The following is a 19636-nucleotide window of genomic DNA, read 5'->3' on the forward strand; positions in this document are numbered from 1 at the left end:
GGAAATCCGGGGTCTCGGCGTCAACGGCGGGGGCGGGAGGAAGGGCGGGAGGAGAGGCGGGCGTGGGCGGCGGGGACGGCGAAGAGGAGGATGATCGCGAGGACGATGCCGCGGACGATCCAGAGTCCGGGCTCCCAGATCACCTCGTAGTTCCCGGGAAGACCGAGGAACGCGGCGATGATCGATCCCCACGACGCGCGGCCGCTGCTGTCCGTGTCGATCGAGAGTCCGCCCACGATGCTCAGCACCCCGAGGCTCAGCAGCACGATCGGCATGATGAGGGCGCCGGGCTTCGCCTCCCCGCGGGCGATCAAGCGGATCACCGTCACGAGCGACACGAGGGGGAACACGAAGAAGAACCAGACGAGGGCGCCGAGCAGCAGCCCCACGACGATGAAGATCGGCACCCAGATCAGCATCCAGGGGCCTTCGTCCGCGATGAAGTAGTCCGGGTCGCGGAGGATCGCGACGACGAAGCCCGCAAGGGTCCCCAGCGGCAGCACCGCGAGCACCCACCAGAACACGGCCTTCGGCACCCGCTTGCGCTCCCCCAGCCGCGCCATCACGATCTGGATGATGACCGCCGCCGCGAGCGCCGGGATGCCGAACATCGCGATGATCGGGCCTGCGCCGTCGTTCTCGCGCAGGTCGAGCACCGTGAGGATCATCCACGACACGGCGAGCGCGCCGAGCACGATGGCCGCGACCGGACGCACGGGCGAGGATTCCACCCGCGCGTCGGCTCCCCCCGGTGCCGTCATGTCAGGCGCCGCGGAGGCGCTCCGCCAGGTAGGCATGCAGCTCGTCGATCGGGACGCGCTCCTGTGCCATCGTGTCCCGGTCGCGCACCGTCACGGCGCGGTCGTCGAGTGAGTCGAAGTCGACCGTGACGCAGAACGGCGTGCCGATCTCGTCCTGGCGGCGGTAGCGCCGGCCGATCGCACCGGCGTCGTCGAAGTCCACGGCCCACGAGCCGCGCAGCGTGTCGGCCACCTCGCGGGCGAGCGGCGACAGCTTCTCGTTGCGCGACAGCGGGAGCACGGCGGCCTTGACCGGAGCCAGGCGCGGGTCGAGCTTGAGCACGGTGCGCGTGTCGGTGCCGCCCTTGGCGTTGGGCACCTGCTCCTCGACGTACGCGTCGACGAGGAAGGCCATCATCGCGCGGGTGAGTCCGAAGGAGGGCTCGATCACGTACGGGGTGTAGCGCTCGCCCGTGGCCTGGTCGAAGTACGTCAGGCTCTGGCCGGAGGCCTCGCTGTGGCTGGAGAGGTCGTAGTCGGTGCGGTTGGCGACGCCCATGAGCTCGCCCCACTCCTTGCCGGCGAAGCCGAAGCGGTACTCGACGTCGATGGTGCCGGCCGAGTAGTGCGCGCGGTCCTCCTCCGGCACGTCGAACTGCCGCATGTTCTCCGGGTCGATGCCGAGGTCGATGAACCAGTTCCAGCACGCCTCGACCCAGTGGTCGAACCACTGCGGCGCCTCGGCGGGCGGCGTGAAGAACTCGATCTCCATCTGCTCGAACTCGCGGGTGCGGAAGATGAAGTTGCCGGGGGTGATCTCGTTGCGGAACGCCTTGCCGACCTGGCCGATGCCGAACGGCGGCTTCTTGCGGCTCGCGGTGAGCACGTTCGCGAAGTTCACGAAGATGCCCTGCGCGGTCTCCGGACGCAGGTAGTAGAGGCCGGACTCGTCGTCGACCACACCGAGGTACGTCTTCACCAGACCGGAGAAGGCCTTCGGCTCGGTGTACTGCCCCTTGGTGCCGCAGTTCGGGCAGGGGATGTCGGCGAGACCGTTCTCGGCCTTCCGCCCCTTGCGCGCCTCGAAGTCCTCGATGAGGTTGTCGGCACGGAAGCGCTTGTGGCACTGCAGGCACTCGACGAGCGGGTCGGTGAAGGTCGCGACGTGGCCGGAGGCCTCCCACACGCGCTTCGGCAGGATGATGCTGGAGTCGAGGCCGACCATGTCGCCGCGACCGCGCACGAAGGTCTGCCACCACTGCCGCCGGATGTTCTCCTTCAGCTCCGTGCCGAGGGGGCCGTAGTCCCAGGCCGACCGGGAACCGCCGTAGATCTCACCCGCCTGGAACACGAACCCGCGGTGGCGGGCGAGGGCGATGACCTTGTCAAGACGGGACTGTTCGGCCACGGTGGCTCCAATGGTCGGATGCGGAGAATGCCCGTGAGCACGGGCACCCCCAGTCTATCCGGGGCCGGAGCGCAACCCCTGGCCGCGGGACCCGCGGGAGGAGTACCGTCCCACGCACGAGCACCACCGCGCACCCGCCCGCCTCCCGCGACGAGGACACCCGCTTCTTCGGGCAGCCGTGGTCGCTCGTGCACATCTTCGGCGTGGAGATGTGGGAGCGGTTCAGCTTCTACGGCATGCAGGGCATCCTGCTCATCTACCTGTACTTCTCGGTGACCGACGGCGGCCTCGGGCTTCCGGAGGCGGTGGCGGGCGGGATCGTCGGCGCGTACGGCGGCTCCGTGTACCTGTCCACCATCCTCGGGGCCTGGCTCGCCGATCGGCTGTTCGGCTCCGAGCGGGTGCTGTTCGTCAGCGCCATCGTCATCGTCTCGGGCCACCTCGCCCTCGCGCTCCTGCCGGGGTTCGTCGGCGTCGGGGTCGGACTCGTGCTCGTGGCCCTGGGCTCGGGAGGCCTGAAGGCGAACGCCACGTCGGTCGTCGGGACGCTGTACCGTCCGGACGACGAACGACGCGACGCCGGGTTCTCGCTGTTCTACCTCGGCATCAACCTCGGCGCCTTCCTCGGACCGATCCTCACCGGGCTGCTCCAGTCGACCCTCGGCTTCCACTGGGGGTTCGGCCTCGCCGCCCTCGGCATGACGCTGGGTCTCGTGCAGTACTCGTTCGGCCGCCGCGGCCTGCCCGCCTCCTCGCGCGAGGTGCCGAACCCGCTCCCCCGCACGCGCTACCCGCTGGTCGCCGGCATCGCGGTCGGTGCGGTCGTCGTGATCGCGGTGCTCGTGCTGACCGGAGTCATCCAGGCCGACAACCTCGCCACGATCGTGATCGGGGTCACCGTGGTCGCCGCGGTCGCCTACTTCGCGGTGATCCTCGGCAGTCGCCGCATCGACGCCACCGAGCGCTCGCGGGTCTGGGGGTTCCTGCCGCTGTTCCTCACGAGCGTCGCGTTCTGGTCGCTGTACCAGCAGCAGTTCACGGTGCTGACGATCTACTCCGACAAGCGGCTCGACCGCGACCTGTTCGGGTGGGAGATGCCGGTGTCGTGGGTGCAGTCCATCAACCCGGTGTTCATCATCATCCTGTCCGGGGTCTTCGCGGCGATCTGGACGAAGCTGGGGAAGCGTCAGCCGTCGACCCCGGTCAAGTTCGGACTGGCCGCCATCATCATGGGCTCCGCGTTCCTGCTGTTCCTGCCGTTCTCCGGCGGCGGTGCGAACTCGACGCCGCTGCTCGCGATCGTCGGCATCCTGTTCGTGTTCACCGTCGCCGAGCTGCTGCTCTCGCCGGTCGGGCTGTCGGTGACGACGAAGCTCGCCCCGGCCGTCTTCCACACGCAGATGGTCGCGCTGTTCTTCCTGTCCATCGCCCTCGGCACCGCCATCTCGGGCGAGCTCGTGAAGTTCTACGATCCGGGGAACGAGGTGCCGTACTTCTCGATCCTCGGCGGCATCGCGATCCTCGTCGGCATCGGACTGCTGCTGAGCGTGAAGCCGGTGCTGCGGCTCATGCGCGGCGTGCGGTGACGGCCGCGCCGCCGATCACGCGGTGAAGAGGTAGCCTCGACCGGCCTCGAAGCCGCCGATCGTGAGACCGCTGCCGAGCAGGCCCTCCATCTGCGCGCGCAGGCGCAGCCGCCACTCGTGCGCGGCCGCGGGGTCGGACTCCCGCATGCCCTCGATGTCGTCCGGGATCTCCAGCGTCTCGACGACCGCATCGTCCGCCGGGGGCTTGGCGATGTCCGCGAGGGCCCACTCGACGTCGAGGCGGTCGCTCTCGTCGCCCGCATCGCCGCCGCCGAAGATGCCGTAGCGGTTCACCGAGTAGCCCGTGGCGCGGGCGCCGAGGACGGTGAGGAAGAAGTGCGCGTTGCGGGCGACCAGCGGGTCGAAGGTCCACGTGATGCGGCCGACCTCGCGGGAGAAGGCCCACTGCCGCTGGTGCTCCTTGAGCTCCCGCCCCCATCCGCGCCCTCGGTACTCGGGCAGTAGGGCCGTGATGTGCGAGTGCATGGCACGGCGGGCCGGTTCGCCGAAGAAGGCGATCGAGGCGCCGACCATGCGCTCCTCGTCGCCCTCGCCGTCGAAGAAGCCGACGACGTAGTTGCCCGACTGCTGCAGGGCGCGCAGGGTCCCGGCGTCCACCACGCGCTGCGGACCCCGGATGGAGTCGAGCAGGCTCTGGGCGTCGAGGATGAGTTCAACGGTGTCGAGATCGCGGATGGTTCGCACGATCCCAGTCTGCCCCTCCTCCGCCCGTTCGCGGAAACCGACCCCGGGTCACCGGTGCGGAAAGGCCTGTCCCCCGCCCGCGGCGAGCGCCTCCGCGACGATGCGGAGGTGGTCCTCGGCCATCTCCGCCGGCAGCGGCGGCAGGATCCCGTCCCAGAACGCGAGCACCGCGCCGCGTCCCTGCATCATGCCGGCCGGACGGCCCAGCGCCCACATGTGCATGTGCGCGGAGCCGTCATTCCAGCGGCCGAAGTGACAGCGGGCGACGCCGGGGATGCTCTTGACCGCCTCCGACACGCGCTGCATCAGCGGTCCGAGAGCGGCGAGCACCTCCTGCGGGGCGTTCTCGAGGAGCCAGTGCTCACGCGGCGCGACCCCGCCGATGAACGGCAGGCCGCCGACGTCCCACCCGGCACGCACCTGCCAGAGGTCGTCGTGCCAGACGGTGTGCACGCTCGGACCGCAGTGGCCGCACTCGGCCGGGTCCCGCTCGCCGGCTCGGGGTTCCTCCGGCACGAGCATCGGCTCCAGCGGTCGCATCGTGATGCTCTCGAACGCCCAGGGCAGGCCTTCCGCGAGCGCCGAGGCGTCGAGCACCTCCCCGATCGGGAGCCGTCGGTGGTACGCGGAGTCGGCGGGGTGCTGCACGGGCGCGGAGTCGTCGGTCATCCGGCCATGCAACCACATCGGCCCTCCCCTCCGGGAACGCCGATAGCCTGAGCCGGTGGGTGCGAACGACGACAGAGCCAGGAAACGCCTCTCCCGTACCCCTCCGCGGTGGGCGGTCATCGCCGTGCTCGCGTTCGCGGGCCTGTGCTCGTCGTTCATGTTCACCCTCGTCGTGCCGCTGCAGGCCGAGCTGCCGCAGCTGCTGAACTCCTCCCGCGAGGACACCACCTGGGTGGTCACGATCACCCTGCTCGTGGCCGCCGTCGCGACCCCCATCTCCGGCCGTCTCGGCGACATGTACGGCAAGCGCCGCGTCGTCATCGTGCTCCTCGCGATCCTCATCGTGGGCTCGGTCATCGCCGCGCTCTCCGGATCGATCGTCGGCGTGATCATCGGCCGCGCCCTCCAGGGGGCCGTGACCGGCGTCGTCCCCCTCGGCATCGCCATCATGCGCGACGTGCTGCCGCCTGAGCGCCTCGGCACCGCGGTGGCCCTGATGAGCGCGACCATGGGCGTCGGCGGGGCGATCGGCATGCCCGTCGCCGCACTGCTCGCCGAGAACGCCGACTGGCACATGCTGTTCTGGCTCGCCGCCGCCCTCGGAGTCCTCGGGCTGCTCCTCGTGCTCGCCGTGGTGCCGGAGGACGTGCTCCGCTCCCCCGGCCGCCTCGACGTGCTCGGGGCCATCGGACTCGCGATCGGCCTCACGGGCCTGCTGCTGTTCGTGTCGCGCGGCGCCGAGTGGGGCTGGACGGCACCGCTCACCCTCGTCTGCGTGATCGGCGGCGTCGCGGTCCTGCTGCTGTGGGGCTGGTATCAGCTCCGCGCGAAGGATCCGCTGCTCGACCTGCGGGTCGCCGCTCGGCCCGCCGTCCTCTTCACGAACATCGCCGCGATCGGCATGGGCTTCGCCCTGTTCGCCTCCAACGTCACCTTCCCGCAGATGCTGGAGATGCCGGCGGTGGGCGGCGCCGGGTTCGGGCTCGACATGGTGGCCGCCTCGCTCGTCATCATGCCGGCGGGTCTGGTCATGATGGTGATCTCGCCGCTGTCCGGATGGCTGGAGCGCACCGTGGGGCCGCGTCCGCTCTTCACCGTCGGCGCCATCGCGATCGTGCTCGCCTACGTCTTCGTGCTGCTGTGGTCGACCGAGGTGTGGCACATCTTCGTCGCCAACATCTTCATCGGCGTCGGCATCGGGTTCACCTTCGCCGCGATGCCCATGATCATCATGCGCTCCGTGCCCGCGAACGAGACCGGGGCGTCGAACGGGCTCAACGCGCTGTTCCGCTCCGTGGGCACCTCGACGGCCTCGGCCGTGATGGGCGGGGTGCTCGCGGCGATGAGCGTCGACGTCGGAGGCGTGGCCGTGCCGACGCGGACGGCGTTCGAGGTGTGCTTCTGGCTCGCGATCGCCGCCGGCATCGTGGCCGTGATCCTCTCGCTGTTCATTCCGCGGCGCCGTGCCACGGAGCAGCACCCCTCGCTCCCCGGCTGACTCGGCCCGTCGCAGATTCGCGTCGGGGTCGCAGGGATTGCCGCAGAACGTGCGACGTGCGGCGGATCTGCGACGCGGCGCCGGGTCTCAGCGGGAGATCGTTCGCGGATCCGGGTCGTCGGCACGCGGTGGCCGGAGGCGGGCGGGCAGCGGCCACGGCAGGGTGAACCGTGCGGTCGCGGGTCGGGTCATGTCTCCGAAGTCGTCGACCTTCACGACGATGCGCCCCGGAACCCCTTCTTCGTTTGGTGTCACTTCGAGGATGCGCACCCGGAGCGGGCGGTCCCCCTCGCCCTCGAGCATCCACGGATCGGCGACCCACGCGATGCCGTGCTCCTCCAGCGCGGCCTCCGCGTCCAGCCACTCGCCGGGGGTGGAGACCCTGCGTCCGAGCACGTCGACGGCGACCCAGTCCGCGCCCTCCGGATGGATCCAGCCGAGCAGCTCCCCGTCGTCGCGGCGGTGCGGAGTCCAGGCGTGAGGCATCCCCCGATGCTAGCCGCCCCTGCCCTCGATCAGGCGCTCGCGCGAGACCAGGCTCATTGCCGTTCCAGAAGCCTGATGCCGCGCGGATGCCTGCGTTGACGCGCGGGGACAGGCGTGCGGAGTCAGTGCGTGTACTCCATGAGCTCGACCCCGAGCACGCGGAAGGCGTCGTGCGCACGGAGGCGGTGGCTGATCGAGAGGTCGTCGAAGCACACGATCATCGAGTAGGCGACACCGGCCCGCGGCCCCGCGAGCACACCGGCCTCGGCGCGCACCCCCCGATCGCGGCCGGTCTTGTTCACGAACAGCAGGCCGTGGGCATCGTGCTCGTGTGCGAAGGGGTCGAGCCCCGTCGAGGCGGCCACGAGACTGAGGTCCTGGTTGAGGCTGAGCCACTCCGACACCTGGGCGCTGACCGCGGCATCTACCACCTGGGAGTTGACGAGCGCGGAGAACAGACCCGCGAGCTCGCGTGCCGACCCCACGGCGACCTGCGGGGCGTCGTCCGGACCGCGGCGGTCGCGGAACCGGTCGAGCAAGGCGGTGCGCCGCAGACCCAGTTCCTCGATGCGCTCCCGCACCCGGTCATGCCCCACCTTCTGCAGCAGGATGTTCACGGCGATCGGATCTCCGGCGGTGGCGGCCAGCACGGCGAGATCCTCCAGCGGCAGCGCCGGTGCCCGCAGATGCCGCCACAGGCCGGAGCTCTCCACGGCTTCGACGCTCGAGCGCTCGACGATCTCGAGAGGGTCGAGGGCGCCGGACTCGAACGCCGCCGCCACCTCGATGAGCAGGGGGACCACACCGAGCCCCGCGACGGGCATCGTGACGTGGTCGTCCCCCGCCAGCACGTGCACATGGGAGTCGAGGTCGACCACGTGCACCGACACCTGTGCCCCGGCGTTCGCCAGGCCTTCGAGAGCCTTCAGCGTCGACGTGAACGACCGCCGACCGACGGCCACGCGACGCGGCAGCCGGCGGGCTCCCGGCCGCTGCGAACGGCGACCGCTGGCCGACTCGGGCGCGCTCCCGGACGCTCCGGGAGCCGAGGCGTTCCGGAACGCGTCACCAGGGTCGGTCGCACCCACGCGTGGTCCTTCAGGAGGGGGAGGGATACTGCGCTTCCGGGAAGGGGCGCCCCGGCGGCAGGGCTATCGTAACCCCACCGCCGGGGCGCGTCTCACAGAGTGCGGAGGTTCGTCACCAGATGGTCACCCGGGAAGACTCCGGAAGCCACAGGGCGTCCTTCTCGGTGACCCCGAAGGCCTCGTAGAACGCGTCGATGTTGCGGACGATCTGGTTGCACCGGAACTCGTTGGGCGAGTGCGGGTCGATGGTCAGCAGACGCAGCGTCTCGGCGTCCCGGCTCTTCTGCTGCCAGACCTGTGCCCACGACAGGAGCAGCCGCTGCACACCGGTGTAGCCGTCGATGACCGGGCCTTCGACGGGCTCAGGGACCGCGGGATCGGCGCGCAGGGACAGCTCATACGCCTTCAGCGCGATGCCGAGCCCGCCCAGATCGCCGATGTTCTCGCCGATGGTGAGGGCGCCGTTCACGTGATGCTCGGCGTCCAGCCCCTCCGGCACGAGGGCGTCGTACTGGGCGATGAGCTCTTTCGTGCGCTCCTCGAAGGCGGCGCGGTCGGCATCGGTCCACCAGTCCTGCAGGCGCCCCTCGCCGTCGTACCGGCTGCCCTGGTCGTCGAAGCCATGGCCGATCTCATGCCCGATGACCGCACCGATCCCGCCGTAGTTCGCCGCCGCGTCGCGCCCCGCGTCGAAGAAGGGGTACTGGAGGATGGCCGCGGGGAACACGATCTCGTTCATCGAGGGGTTGTAGGAGGCGTTCACCATCTGCGGCGGCATGTGCCACTCGGTGCGGTCGATCGGCTTCCCGACCTTGTCGATGTTGCGGTCGTGCTCGAAGATCGCCGCGCGGCGCACGTTGCCGAGGAGGTCGGCCGGGTCGATCACGAGGGCCGAGTAGTCCCGCCACACCTCCGGGTGCCCGATCTTCGGCGTAAAGGCGTCCAGCTTCGCGAGCGCACGCTGCCGGGTCTCGGCGGTCATCCACTCCAGCGTCTCGATGCTCTGTCGGTACGCCTCGACGAGGTTCGCGACGAGCTCGTCCATGGCGGCCTTCGCCGTCGGCGGGTAGTGCCGCTCGACGTAGACCTTGCCGATCGCCTCGCCGAGCGCCCCCTCGGTGACCGACACGCCCCGCTTCCAGCGCTCGCGGATCGTGGGGACGCCGGTGAGCTGGGTGCCGTAGAACGAGAAGTTCTCCTGCACGAGCTCGTCGGTGAGGTAGGGCGCCGCCGCGTGCACGACCTTCGCACGCAGCCAGGCCTTCCAGTCGTCCAGCCGCTCGGGAGTGAGCAGGCCGCCCAGCCCTTCGAAGAAGCTCGGCTGCGCGACGACGACCTCGTCGAACGCCCGCGGGTTCGTCGGCGTCACGGCCTCGCGCCACGGGGTGAGGTCGACGCCGGCGAGGGCCTGGAGCTCGTCCCACGTCTTGAGGTTGTAGGTCGCCACCGCGTCACGGCTGCGCACGTTGTCCCAGTGGTGCCCGGCGAGCTCGGTCTCCAGGGCGATGGAGCGCTCGGCCTGCGCGGCGGCATCGGCGACACCGGCGAGAGCGAGCAGGCGCTCGAGGTGCTCCCGGTACGCCGCGCGGGTCTCTGCGAAGGTGTCGAGACGGAAGTAGCTCTCGTCCGGCAGCGAGAGTCCGGCCTGCACGAGCACCGGGAGGTAGCGCTCCGGGTTCCCGGGGTCGCCGTCGACGTAGAGGCCGATCACCGCCGCCCGGCCCTCCCGGTCGTAGGTCCCCACGGTGCGCAGGAAGGCCGGGATGCCGTCGATCGCGTCGATCTCGGCGAACGTCTCGGCCAGCGGGGTCACACCGGCGGCGGCGATGCGATCGGTGTCCATGAAGCTCGCGAAGAGGTCGCCGATCTTGCGGGCGAGAGTCCCCTCCTCCGCCTCCTGCGACTCCTCGACGATCGCGCGCACATCCTTCTCGGCCTGCTCGGCCAGCAGATGGAAGGAGCCCCAGCGCGCCTTGTCTCCGGGGATCTCGGTGCGAGCGATCCAGGCGCCGTTCACGTGACGATAGAGATCGTCCTGCGGGCGGATGTCGGGGCTGAGGTCGTCGAGCGCGAGGCCCGCGGGAAGCACATCGGTCATGCGCTCCAGCCTATGGCCGGGGTCCCCCACGGTGTCCAGACGGCGTCACGGATGCCCAGGGGCCCCCACGGGGAGCGAGACGTTCATGCGGAACCCGGCGGCGGTGCGCTCGGCGAAGACGTCACCGCCGTGCGCACGCGCGAGGCCTCTGGCGATGGACAGCCCGAGCCCGGCACCCGACGCGACCCCGTCCTCGTCGCCGGCCGTCGCTCGCGCCGTGTCCTCGCGCCAGCCGACGTCGAACATCCGATCCAGGTCCTCCACCGCCACACCGGCCCCTTGATCCAGCACCCCCAGGACGAGTCGGTCCCGGTCGACCATCGTCGCGGACAGCACGATCTCCGTGCCCGGAGGGGCGTGCCGGACGGCGTTCGTGAGCAGGTTCACCACGATCCTGCCGAGCTGATGCGGATCGGCCCAGAGCACCGGACCGGCGATCCCGCGCTCGACGATGCGGACGTCGCGCTTCGCCGCGGCGGCCGCGACGTCGGCCACCGCATCGGAGACGACATCCCACAGGACCACCTGCTCGGTCTGCAGTTGCACCGCGCCGGACGTGAGGCGGGACAGCTCGAAGAGGTCGTCGACCATCCGGCTCATCGTCTCCACCTGTCCCCGCACCTGACCGGCGAAACGCTCCGGAGCGACCGCAACGCCGTCCTCCACCGCCTCGGCGAGCACACGGACCGCGGTGAGTGGGGTACGCAGGTCGTGCGAGATCCAGGCGAAGAAGCGCCGACGGGCGGAGTCCAGCCGCACCAGCTCGGCCCTCGCCGCATCCACCTCGGCCGAGACCACCGCGAGCTGTGTCGAGAGGCCGGCGAGCTCCCGAGAGGCCGCCGCGTCCACCACCGCGTCGTCCGTCCGACCGATCCTGCCCAGCGACACCGAGAACCCCTCGACCCAGGCGCGCACCGTCCGCGCCATGCACCACGCCATGCCCAGACCGAGCACGAGCGAGACCGCGATCACGGTGAGGAGGATCGTCAGGTCGTGGGCGGAGAGGTACATCTCGAGTGCGATCGCCACCACGGCCCCCGCCATCGCGACCGTGCCCGCACTCGCCACGACCATCAGCTGTGCGCGGAGTCCGCGACGCCGAAGGGCTCGCAGGAGAAGTACGGCGGTGAGGGCGACGACGATCGCCACCAGCAGGCTCGTGACGACGATCTGCAGGACGACCGCACCGGAGGGCATCGTCATCAGCCGTCCCCTCTCGCCACGAAACGGTAGCCGACGCCCCATTCGGTGAGCAGATGGCGCGGGTCCTGCGGATCCTCCTCGACCTTCTCCCGCAGGCGCCTGACGTGGACCGTCACCGTCGACAGATCGCCGACGGTCCATCCCCAGACCTCGCGGAGGATCTCGTCGCGCCCCAGCGCACGGTCGTCATTGCGCACGAGGAAGACCAGCAGTTCGTACTCCCTGCTCGTCAGGGCGACCTCGTCTCCGCGCACCCACGCGCGCCGCCGGAGCAGATCGATCGCGAAGGCGCCGGCCCTGAGCTCCCCGGACGCGGCCTGCGCGGCGTGCGAGCGGCGGACGAGGGCCGCGATCCGCAGGGACAGCTCCCGCATCGAGAACGGCTTGGCCAGGTAGTCGTCGACACCGAACGCGAAGCCGTCGATACGGTCCTCCACCTCCCCGAGGGCGGTGAGCATCATGATCGGGACATCGGACGCGGCGCGCAGCTCACGACAGAGCTCATCGCCGCTGATGCCCGGCAGCATGCGGTCGACGATCACGACATCGGGCACGGTCTCCCGCAGCGCCGTTCGTGCCGAGACACCGTCGCCGAAGCTCGAGACCGCATAGCCGTGCGTGCGCAGATACTCCCCCACGGCCTCGCGCACCGTGGGGTCGTCCTCCACGACCGCGACTCTGACGACGCCTTCCATGCGGTCGAGGGTAGCCGCCGCAGCCACGGCGGTCGGCGGATCCTTACAGTTCCGAAATGTCTTCCCCGTCCTGCTCCGGTGCTTCCTAGCGTGCTGTGCAGCACGTCCGTCCGGCACTCGCCGGACGGACTCTTCCCGCACCGGACAGGAGATCCTCATGCGCAAGACCCTTCTCGCCACGACCGCCGCCCTCGGGCTCGCCCTCGCCCTCGCCGCCTGCAGTCCCCAGGACTCCGGCGCTTCCTCCGCGCCGTCGTCCTCCTCCTCCCAGAGCACCACCAAGAGCTCGGCGAGCACGGACACCGCCGCCAGGACCGGGGAGTTCGCCGGCCTGAACGGCAAGAAGGTGGCCGGCACCGTCTCGGTCTCCGACGGCGAAGTGATGCTGACGGAGTTCTCCTCGGACGAGGGACCCGATCTGCACGTGTACCTCGCGGACGGCACCGATGAAGCCGCGATCGCCGCCGGCATGCTCGTCGACGCGGTCTCGTACGACACCGCCACGCAGGCCTTCGCTCTGGACGGGGTGAAGGCCGGGGAGTACTCGCACGTCGTCATCTACTGCGACAAGGCGAAGGCCGTCTTCGGGGCAGCCGAGCTGTCATGACCGCGCCACGATCCGCTCGCCTCGTGATCGGCTCGCTGCTGGGGGCGGCCGCCCGGATCGCGGTCGGGGTCCTGTGGCTCATCGAGGGTGTCCTCAAGTACCGGGCGGGCTTCGGGGCCGCTGACATCGAGCTCGTGGCGCAGAGCGCGCAGGGGAACACGAGGGTGCCGGCGTTCTTCGATCCGCTCGGCGCGGCGATGGCCTCGGCGTCTCCGTTCTTCGGGGCGGTGATCCCGGCGCTGGAGGTGGGCCTCGGCATCCTCCTCGTCGCGGGTGCGCTCACCCGAACGGTCGCCTTCATCTCGGCCGGGACCCTGGCGCTCTACTGGAGCGCGGATCAGTTGATCGCGCAGTACCCGGTGATGCTGGTGCTGTCCGCGACGGTGCTGCTGATCGTCACCGCCGGACGATTCGGGGTGGACGGCTGGATGCAGGCGCGGCGGGCGCGCACGGTGGAGGGAACGGAGGGCTGAGTCATCCCCGGCGCCGACGACCGAAACGTCGGCGCCGGGATGGCGCCTCGGGAGGGGCGGCACGCGTCGCCCGGCGCTCCGCCCATGCGACGACCTCGGCGTCGACATCGCGCAGCGGTGTCACGACGGGTGGCCCGCCCTGCAGCTGCCTGCGCGCCTCGCGCACGCGGCGGTTGAAGTCCTCGAGCACCTCACGGACGTCGGATTCCCTGCCGAGGAGGTCGAGCTGGCCGTCGAGCTCCCGGTCCTCGGTGCGCAGCAGGATCGCGGGAGGGCCGAGCCCGGTCAGCCCCTCCGTCTCGATCTTCCGACGGATCCACCAGTCCGGGTCGTGGTGGTCTCCGAGCCCTTCGAGCGGCTTCCCGGCGCCCGGCAGGTCGTCGAAGTCGCCGCGACGGATGGCGACCTGGATGGCGGACTCGACGAAGGCGGCTCGATCGACCGCCGCCGCGGACGGGGCACCGGTCTCGCCGTCGTCCTCAGCACCACCACCACCCTGCTGCCGTCGGGCCCGATAACGCGCGGCCGCCTCCCGGGGATCCGTCATGATGCGCCTCCGTCCGCTCGGAGCTCCTCCTTCACCCTACGTCCGGTCGAGGCCGGAGGTCTCGGGGGTCGACGACAGGTCATAGGCTCGGAGGATGGCCGCCCGCACCTCCCTGAACCGCGAGATCCTGCGCCTGGCCGTCCCCGCGCTCGGCGCCCTCATCGCGGAGCCGGCCTTCCTCATCGTCGACGCCGCCCTCGTCGGCCACCTCGGCACCGTCCCCCTCGCCGGACTCGGCATCGCCGGAGCCGTGCTGCAGACGATCGTCGGCCTCATGGTGTTCCTCGCGTACTCCACCACCCCCGCGGTCGCGCGTCGGTTCGGGGCCGGGCGTCCGGGAGAGGCGGTCTCGGTCGGGATCAACGGCATGTGGCTGGCGCTCGGCCTGGGTGCCGTGCTCGCCGTCGTCGGCGCTGTCTCCTCCCCCTGGCTCGTCTCGCTGTTCGGGGCGAGCCCCGAGGTCGCGGCCCAGGCGAACGAGTACCTCGTGATCTCGATGTGGGGTCTCCCCGCGATGCTCATCGTGTTCGCCGCCACGGGGCTGCTGCGGGGAATGCAGGACACCATGACGCCGCTGTGGATCGCGGGACTCGGCTTCGCGGCGAACGCCCTGCTGAACTGGCTCTTCATCTACGGACTCGGCTGGGGCATCGCCGGCTCCGCGGCGGGCACCGTGACGGCGCAGTGGGGCATGGTCGCGGCGTACGCGCTCGTGGTCCGGCGTCTCGCGACCCGGCACAGCGCCTCGTTGCGTGCCCAGCGGGACGGTCTGCGCCACACCGCGACGTCGGGCGGGTGGCTGTTCCTCCGCACCGTGAGCCTGCGCGTCGCCCTGCTCGCGACCGTGGCCGTGGCGACGGGGATCGGCACCGAGGAGCTCGCCGGCTGGCAGATCGTGTTCACCATCTTCTCGGCGGCGGCGTTCGCGCTCGACGCGCTCGCGATCGCCGCGCAGGCGCTGATCGGCAAGGAGCTGGGCGCCGGGGACGAGGAGCAGGTGCGCCGCGTGCTGGCGCGGACGGTCGCATGGGGGGCCTGGTTCGGGGTCGTGGTCGGCGCCGTCATCGCCGCCCTCTCCGGGGTGCTCGGCATCGTCTTCACCGGCGACCGGGCCGTGGCGGAGGTGGTGCAGCCGGCCCTGCTCGTGCTCGCGATGGCGCAGCCGATCGCGGGCGTGGTGTTCGTGCTCGACGGCGTGCTCATGGGGGCCGACGACGCCCGGTACCTGGCGATCGCGGGCGGTCTGAACCTCGTGCCGTTCCTGCCCGCCCTGGGCATCATCGCCGCGACGGGGATCGACGGCACCGCCGGCCTCGTGTGGCTGGCCGTCGCGTTCTTCGGGGTGTACCTGCTCGCACGGCTGGCGACGCTGGGGTGGCGAGTGCGCTCCGGGCGATGGCTCGCCGCGTCCGCATAAGTCCTCCACAACCGACGGAGAGGACGACTTATCCCCCGCCGCCGGGCAGAGCGGAATACAGCACCCCGCACCCCTCGCGCTTCCGACGAACATGGAGCGACACTGAAGGGATGCTGGGGATGAACGACGCACAGGTATGGACGACGATCGGAGTCCTTGCCACGGGCATGTACGCCACGATCACTCTCATGGCGACCATGTTCGTGAGGATCATCAAGACGGAGATCGGCACGGTTCGCACCGAGATCGGCGGGATCAAGGGCGAGATCGTCGGGATCAAGGGCGAGATCGGCGGGATCAAGGGCGAGATCGTCGGCGTGAAAGCCGAGATCGGGGATCTCCGGAAGGAGGTGCACGGCCTGAGCCGGCGCATGGACGGCCTCGACCGCGACGTCAGCGCGATCTCGCGACACCTGTTCGGTATCGATCCGGCCTGACGGAGCCGACCGGCCGCGCTGGTCACGCCGCGTGGCGACGGCACCACTCGTACATGATGACAGCGGCGGCGGCACTCGCGTTGATCGAGCGGGTCGAGCCGTACTGCGTGATCTCGATGTGACCCGAGGCGGCCGCCAATGCCTCCGGGGACAGCCCGGGCCCCTCCTGACCGAAGAGGAGGACACAGGAGCGCGGCAGGTCGGCACGATCGACCGGCACGGCCCCGTCGACGTTGTCGATCGCGATGACGGGCAGCCCTTCCGCCGCGGCCCAGGCGGCGAACGCGGCGATGTCCTCGTGGTGCACGACATGCTGATAGCGGTCGGTCACCATGGCGCCCCGCTTGTTCCAGCGACGGCGACCGATGATGTGCACCGTGTCGGCGAGGAACGCGTTGGCGCTGCGCACGATGGAACCGATGTTCATGTCGTGCTGCCAGTTCTCGATCGCGACGTGGAACGGATGACGCCGCGTGTCGAGGTCGGCGACGATCGCCTCCACGCGCCAGTAGCGGTAGCGGTCGATCACGTTCCGCGTGTCGCCCTCCGCGAGGAGTTCCGGATCGTACTGGTCTCCCCGCGGCCAGGCCGACGGTCCTCCCGGCCAGGGTCCGACGCCGTATCCGGGCTGCGCCGGAGACCCACCGGGGGCGGTCGGGTCCGAGCTCTCGGGGCGCTGCGCATCCATCCCGCCAGGCTATCGCCGTGTCGGCCGTCTCCCCGTCGGCGAAGAGGTCGCCAGAATCATCTCGCAGATATTTAGGCACACCGAAAAATACGCTACGGTTTCGGTGTGCCTAAAAGTTCCGACGCCTCGCTGACCCCCGCTCGCACCGCTTCGCCGCGCCTGCTGTGGCTGCTGGGACCGGCGCTCGTGGCGGGTGTCGCCTACCTCGACCCCGGCAACGTCGCCAGCAATATGACCGCGGGGGCGCAGTACGGCTACCTGCTCGTGTGGGTGGTCGTCGCCGGCAATGTGATGGCCTGGCTGATCCAGTACCTGTCCGCGAAGCTCGGCGTCGTCACCGGCCAGAGCCTTCCGGAGGTGCTGGGCCAGCGGCTGCGCCGCCCCTGGGCCCGCCGTGCCTACTGGCTGCAGGCCGAGCTGGTCGCGATGGCGACGGACCTCGCCGAGGTCATCGGCGGCGCCGTCGCCCTGAACCTGCTGTTCGGCGTCCCCCTGCTATGGGGCGGCCTCATCACCGGCGCGGTGTCGATGGTCCTGCTCGCCGTGCAGAGCCGTCGCGGCGCCCGGCCCTTCGAGTTCGTGATCATCGGCCTCATGTTCGTGATCACGATCGGCTTCATGGCCGGTCTCTTCCTCGCGCCGCCGGATCCGGCCGGCGTGGTGAGCGGCCTCGTGCCGCGCTTCGAGGACACGGGGTCCGTGCTCCTCGCCGCCTCGATCCTCGGCGCGACGATCATGCCGCACGCGATCTACGCGCACTCCTCCCTGGCCCGCGACCGGTTCGGTGCGACGAGCGCCGAGACGACCGAGGAGGCCGCCCGGGTCGAGACCTCGCGGATCCGCCGCCTCCTCACGGCGACACGCTGGGATGTGACGATCGCCATGGTCATCGCGGGCTCCGTGAACCTCGGCATCCTCCTGCTCGCGGCGGCGAACCTCGCGGGGGTCGCGGGGACCGACTCGCTGGAGGGTGCGCACGCCGCCCTCGCCGCAGGCCTCGGCCCGGTCGTGGCGACCTTCTTCGCCGTGGGGCTGCTCGCCTCGGGTCTCGCCTCGACCTCCGTCGGCGCATACGCGGGCGCCGAGATCATGCACGGCCTGCTGCACGTGCGCATCCCCCTGCTGGCGCGCCGCCTGGTGACGCTCATCCCCGCGCTGGTGATCCTCGGCATCGGGGTGGATCCGACGCTCGCCCTCGTCCTCAGCCAGGTCGTGCTGTCGTTCGGCATCCCGTTCGCGCTCATCCCTCTCGTCGCCCTCACCGCGCAGCGCCGGACACTGGGCGCGTGGGTCAACCGGGTGTGGACGACGGTCGCCGGCGTCGTGGCCTCGGTGCTCCTCATCGCCCTGAACGGCGCTCTGCTCTGGCTGGTGCTGACGGGGGCATGACGGCGGATAGGCTCGACACCATGTCTGCCGCCTCCGCCCGTCGCACCGTCCGCCTCCTCACCTGGAGCGGCTTCGCGACCGGCGTCATCGGCGGTCTGCTCATCGCGTTCCCGAAGGTCATCGGCCCCGCCAGCCCCTGGGTCCAGCTCGCACTCGGGGTCGCGACCCTGGTCTTCGCCTTCCGTGCCCGCAAGGTGGGCATCGCCGAGGTGGAGGGCTTCGACGGGCGCCTGTCGCTCGCCGCCGCCCTCCTGGGGTTCCTCGTCCTGTTCTTCGCGGGGCAGGCGGCCGTGATCCTGCTCGGCTCCGCGAGCGCCTGACCCAGGCCGCGAGGCAGCCCGACCCGAACGCGTAAGGTTGACGGGTGGCATCCCCGGCAGCTGACGACTACCTGAAGACCGTCTACGCACACACGGAGTGGCAGGATGCGCCGATCACCCCCTCGGTCCTGGCCGCAAAGCTCGGCATCGCGCCGTCGTCGGTCACGGAGATGGTGAAGAAGCTCGCCGCGGCGGGGCTCGTGTCGCACGTGCCGTACGGAGCGGTCCGGCTGACGGAGGCCGGGACCACCCGCGCCCTCGCGATGGTCCGCCGCCACCGCCTCATCGAGACCTGGCTCGTGCAGGAGTTCGGGTACGGGTGGGACGAGGTGCACGACGAGGCCGAGGTGCTGGAGCACACCATCAGCGACCGGCTGCTCGAGGGCATCGACGAGCGCCTGGGGCGGCCGCGCTTCGACCCGCACGGAGACGCCATCCCGGACGCGGAGGGCCGCATCGAACGGGTGCCCTTCGTCCTGCTCGCCGATGCCCCGGAAGGACACACCGGCCGCGTGCTCCGCGTCGACGACCGCGACCCGGAGCTCCTGCGGACCCTGGAGGCCCAGGGCCTCACCGTCGGCACGACCGTGACGGTGACCCCGTTCGGCATCGCCCTCGACGGCACCGAGCCGCCGTTGCCCGCCGCCGCCCGCGACGTGGTGTGGTTGTCGGCCTGACCCCCGCTTCGAATCGCGCACTTTGCGGCAAATCGGCCGGGGATGGGGCCAATCAGGCGATTCGAAAGGAAAGGTGGGGCCTCTAGGCTGAGCACATGGCACACCGTGACGACATCGAATGCTGGCTCACCGACATGGACGGCGTGCTCGTCCATGAGAACGACGCCATCCCCGGGGCCTCCGAACTCCTCGCCGGATGGGAGCGCAACGAGATCCCCTACCTCGTGCTCACGAACAACTCGATCTTCACCGCCCGCGACCTCTCCGCCCGCCTGCGCGCGAGCGGCCTGATCGTGCCGGAGGAGCGCATCTGGACCTCGGCGCTCGCGACCGCCGACTTCCTCGCGCAGCAGCTCCCCGGCGGTTCCGCGTTCGTTATCGGCGAGGCCGGCATCCTCACCGCGCTGCACGAGGCCGGCTTCATCATGACCGAGACGAACCCCGACTTCGTCGTCGTCGGCGAGACCCGCAACTACTCGTTCGAGGCCATCACGAAGGCCATCCGCCACATCATCAACGGCTCGCGCTTCATCGTGACCAACCCGGACGCCACCGGCCCCAGCGCCGACGGGGTGCTGCCGGCCACGGGAGCGATCGCCGCCCTCATCACCAAGGCCACCGGCAAGGAGCCCTACGTCGTCGGCAAGCCCAACCCGATGATGTTCCGCTCGGCCCTCAACAAGATCGGCGCGCACTCGAAGAAGACCGGCATGATCGGCGACCGGATGGACACGGACATCGTCGCCGGCATCGAGGCGGGTCTGCACACGGTGCTCGTGCTCACGGGCATCAGCGATCAGCGGATCATCGAGCAGTACCCCTTCCGGCCGGATGAGATCGTCGACTCGGTCGCCGACCTGCTGCCGACCATCACCGACTCGATCCCCACCCTCGACGAGGACTGA

21 protein-coding genes are annotated in these 19636 nt (G+C 70.5%); 10 read left to right on the forward strand and 11 right to left on the reverse strand.

The window, feature by feature from the left end:
* Positions 1-20 precede the first annotated feature (20 nt).
* Together AB0310_RS08605 and AB0310_RS08610 are read right to left on the reverse strand one after the other, a co-directional pair.
* Complete coding sequence (locus tag AB0310_RS08605) at positions 21-761, reverse strand: hypothetical protein (RefSeq protein WP_366237024.1); 741 nt, start codon at positions 759-761, stop codon at positions 21-23.
* Position 762: 1 nt separating this feature from the next.
* Positions 763-2148, reverse strand: coding sequence for a glycine--tRNA ligase (locus tag AB0310_RS08610; RefSeq protein WP_187662571.1), 1386 nt, complete (start codon positions 2146-2148; stop codon positions 763-765).
* A 56-nt stretch (positions 2149-2204) separates the two neighbouring features.
* On the opposite strand from AB0310_RS08610, the gene AB0310_RS08615 reads away from it, so the two are divergent.
* Entirely contained in the window at positions 2205-3734 is a 1530-nt protein-coding gene (locus AB0310_RS08615; protein ID WP_522727339.1) for a peptide MFS transporter, read from the forward strand.
* 15 nt (positions 3735-3749) lie between these two features.
* Here the strand turns inward: AB0310_RS08615 and AB0310_RS08620 are convergent, their stop codons facing one another.
* Together AB0310_RS08620 and AB0310_RS08625 are read right to left on the reverse strand one after the other, a co-directional pair.
* Positions 3750-4439: a GNAT family N-acetyltransferase gene (locus AB0310_RS08620; protein ID WP_259953894.1), complete on the reverse strand. Its 690-nt coding sequence runs from the start codon at positions 4437-4439 to the stop codon at positions 3750-3752.
* A gap of 48 nt (positions 4440-4487) precedes the next feature.
* A complete protein-coding gene (locus AB0310_RS08625) occupies positions 4488-5108 on the reverse strand; it encodes a hypothetical protein (RefSeq protein WP_366237025.1) in 621 nt (206 codons plus the stop codon).
* A gap of 55 nt (positions 5109-5163) precedes the next feature.
* Here AB0310_RS08625 and AB0310_RS08630 point away from each other — a divergent pair, with 55 nt between their 5' ends.
* Entirely contained in the window at positions 5164-6606 is a 1443-nt protein-coding gene (locus AB0310_RS08630; RefSeq protein WP_366237026.1) for an MFS transporter, read from the forward strand.
* 87 nt (positions 6607-6693) lie between these two features.
* Here the strand turns inward: AB0310_RS08630 and AB0310_RS08635 are convergent, their stop codons facing one another.
* The 5 genes from AB0310_RS08635 to AB0310_RS08655 form a co-directional block, all read right to left on the reverse strand.
* Positions 6694-7092, reverse strand: a complete 399-nt coding sequence (locus AB0310_RS08635; protein WP_366237027.1) for a hypothetical protein — start codon at positions 7090-7092, stop codon at positions 6694-6696.
* Positions 7093-7214: 122 nt separating this feature from the next.
* Positions 7215-8180: a serine hydrolase gene (locus AB0310_RS08640; protein WP_187662577.1), complete on the reverse strand. Its 966-nt coding sequence runs from the start codon at positions 8178-8180 to the stop codon at positions 7215-7217.
* 112 nt (positions 8181-8292) lie between these two features.
* Positions 8293-10278: a M13 family metallopeptidase gene (locus tag AB0310_RS08645; RefSeq protein ID WP_366237028.1), complete on the reverse strand. Its 1986-nt coding sequence runs from the start codon at positions 10276-10278 to the stop codon at positions 8293-8295.
* A 45-nt stretch (positions 10279-10323) separates the two neighbouring features.
* The gene (locus tag AB0310_RS08650) at positions 10324-11481 is read right to left on the reverse strand and encodes a sensor histidine kinase (RefSeq protein ID WP_366237029.1); all 1158 of its coding nucleotides are present in this window, start codon (positions 11479-11481) and stop codon (positions 10324-10326) included.
* Complete coding sequence (locus AB0310_RS08655; protein ID WP_366237030.1) at positions 11481-12176, reverse strand: response regulator transcription factor; 696 nt, start codon at positions 12174-12176, stop codon at positions 11481-11483. The genes AB0310_RS08650 and AB0310_RS08655 overlap by 1 nt, the downstream gene beginning before the upstream one ends.
* 157 nt (positions 12177-12333) lie before the next feature.
* Between AB0310_RS08655 and AB0310_RS08660 the strand changes: the two genes are divergently transcribed.
* Entirely contained in the window at positions 12334-12783 is a 450-nt protein-coding gene (locus AB0310_RS08660; RefSeq protein WP_366237031.1) for a DM13 domain-containing protein, read from the forward strand.
* A complete protein-coding gene (locus AB0310_RS08665) occupies positions 12780-13256 on the forward strand; it encodes a DoxX family protein (protein ID WP_366237032.1) in 477 nt (158 codons plus the stop codon). The genes AB0310_RS08660 and AB0310_RS08665 overlap by 4 nt, the downstream gene beginning before the upstream one ends.
* A gap of 1 nt (position 13257) precedes the next feature.
* Here AB0310_RS08665 and AB0310_RS08670 read toward each other — a convergent pair whose 3' ends face one another.
* Positions 13258-13803, reverse strand: a complete 546-nt coding sequence (locus AB0310_RS08670; protein WP_187662582.1) for a DnaJ family domain-containing protein — start codon at positions 13801-13803, stop codon at positions 13258-13260.
* A 94-nt stretch (positions 13804-13897) separates the two neighbouring features.
* Here AB0310_RS08670 and AB0310_RS08675 point away from each other — a divergent pair, with 94 nt between their 5' ends.
* Both AB0310_RS08675 and AB0310_RS08680 read left to right on the forward strand, forming a co-directional pair.
* Positions 13898-15220 carry an MATE family efflux transporter gene (locus tag AB0310_RS08675; protein ID WP_366237033.1) on the forward strand — a complete coding sequence of 441 codons (1323 nt, stop codon included), beginning with the start codon at positions 13898-13900 and terminating at the stop codon, positions 15218-15220.
* 119 nt (positions 15221-15339) lie between these two features.
* The gene (locus AB0310_RS08680) at positions 15340-15657 is read left to right on the forward strand and encodes a hypothetical protein (protein ID WP_366237034.1); all 318 of its coding nucleotides are present in this window, start codon (positions 15340-15342) and stop codon (positions 15655-15657) included.
* A 22-nt stretch (positions 15658-15679) separates the two neighbouring features.
* Here the strand turns inward: AB0310_RS08680 and AB0310_RS08685 are convergent, their stop codons facing one another.
* Positions 15680-16345 carry a TrmH family RNA methyltransferase gene (locus tag AB0310_RS08685; protein WP_366237035.1) on the reverse strand — a complete coding sequence of 222 codons (666 nt, stop codon included), beginning with the start codon at positions 16343-16345 and terminating at the stop codon, positions 15680-15682.
* A gap of 105 nt (positions 16346-16450) precedes the next feature.
* Between AB0310_RS08685 and AB0310_RS08690 the strand changes: the two genes are divergently transcribed.
* The 4 genes from AB0310_RS08690 to AB0310_RS08705 all read left to right on the forward strand — a co-directional run bounded on the left by AB0310_RS08690 (position 16451) and on the right by AB0310_RS08705 (position 19636).
* Complete coding sequence (locus tag AB0310_RS08690) at positions 16451-17734, forward strand: Nramp family divalent metal transporter (RefSeq protein ID WP_366237036.1); 1284 nt, start codon at positions 16451-16453, stop codon at positions 17732-17734.
* Positions 17735-17754: 20 nt separating this feature from the next.
* Positions 17755-18054, forward strand: a complete 300-nt coding sequence (locus tag AB0310_RS08695) for a hypothetical protein (protein WP_136052938.1) — start codon at positions 17755-17757, stop codon at positions 18052-18054.
* Between the two features lie 44 nt (positions 18055-18098).
* Complete coding sequence (locus AB0310_RS08700) at positions 18099-18731, forward strand: metal-dependent transcriptional regulator (protein WP_259953869.1); 633 nt, start codon at positions 18099-18101, stop codon at positions 18729-18731.
* A gap of 95 nt (positions 18732-18826) precedes the next feature.
* Positions 18827-19636: an HAD-IIA family hydrolase gene (locus AB0310_RS08705; protein ID WP_025104898.1), complete on the forward strand. Its 810-nt coding sequence runs from the start codon at positions 18827-18829 to the stop codon at positions 19634-19636.

This window comes from Microbacterium meiriae, assembly GCF_040702565.1.
In the GTDB taxonomy this organism is placed as follows: Bacteria; Actinomycetota; Actinomycetes; order Actinomycetales; family Microbacteriaceae; genus Microbacterium; species Microbacterium meiriae.

Bases quoted from the DNA above. Each gene is read 5' to 3' on its own strand.
- AB0310_RS08670 (WP_187662582.1), bottom strand. From the start codon at position 13,803: ATGACGGATCCCCGGGAGGCGGCCGCGCGTTATCGGGCCCGACGGCAG.
- AB0310_RS08665 (WP_366237032.1), top strand. From the start codon at position 12,780: ATGACCGCGCCACGATCCGCTCGCCTCGTGATCGGCTCGCTGCTGGGG.
- AB0310_RS08650 (WP_366237029.1), bottom strand. From the start codon at position 11,481: ATGACGATGCCCTCCGGTGCGGTCGTCCTGCAGATCGTCGTCACGAGC.
- AB0310_RS08695 (WP_136052938.1), top strand. From the start codon at position 17,755: ATGTCTGCCGCCTCCGCCCGTCGCACCGTCCGCCTCCTCACCTGGAGC.
- AB0310_RS08625 (WP_366237025.1), bottom strand. From the start codon at position 5,108: ATGACCGACGACTCCGCGCCCGTGCAGCACCCCGCCGACTCCGCGTAC.
- AB0310_RS08680 (WP_366237034.1), top strand. From the start codon at position 15,340: ATGAACGACGCACAGGTATGGACGACGATCGGAGTCCTTGCCACGGGC.
- AB0310_RS08660 (WP_366237031.1), top strand. From the start codon at position 12,334: ATGCGCAAGACCCTTCTCGCCACGACCGCCGCCCTCGGGCTCGCCCTC.
- AB0310_RS08655 (WP_366237030.1), bottom strand. From the start codon at position 12,176: ATGGAAGGCGTCGTCAGAGTCGCGGTCGTGGAGGACGACCCCACGGTG.
- AB0310_RS08605 (WP_366237024.1), bottom strand. From the start codon at position 761: ATGACGGCACCGGGGGGAGCCGACGCGCGGGTGGAATCCTCGCCCGTG.
- AB0310_RS08675 (WP_366237033.1), top strand. From the start codon at position 13,898: ATGGCCGCCCGCACCTCCCTGAACCGCGAGATCCTGCGCCTGGCCGTC.
- AB0310_RS08705 (WP_025104898.1), top strand. From the start codon at position 18,827: ATGGCACACCGTGACGACATCGAATGCTGGCTCACCGACATGGACGGC.
- AB0310_RS08645 (WP_366237028.1), bottom strand. From the start codon at position 10,278: ATGACCGATGTGCTTCCCGCGGGCCTCGCGCTCGACGACCTCAGCCCC.
- AB0310_RS08685 (WP_366237035.1), bottom strand. From the start codon at position 16,345: ATGGATGCGCAGCGCCCCGAGAGCTCGGACCCGACCGCCCCCGGTGGG.
- AB0310_RS08635 (WP_366237027.1), bottom strand. From the start codon at position 7,092: ATGCCTCACGCCTGGACTCCGCACCGCCGCGACGACGGGGAGCTGCTC.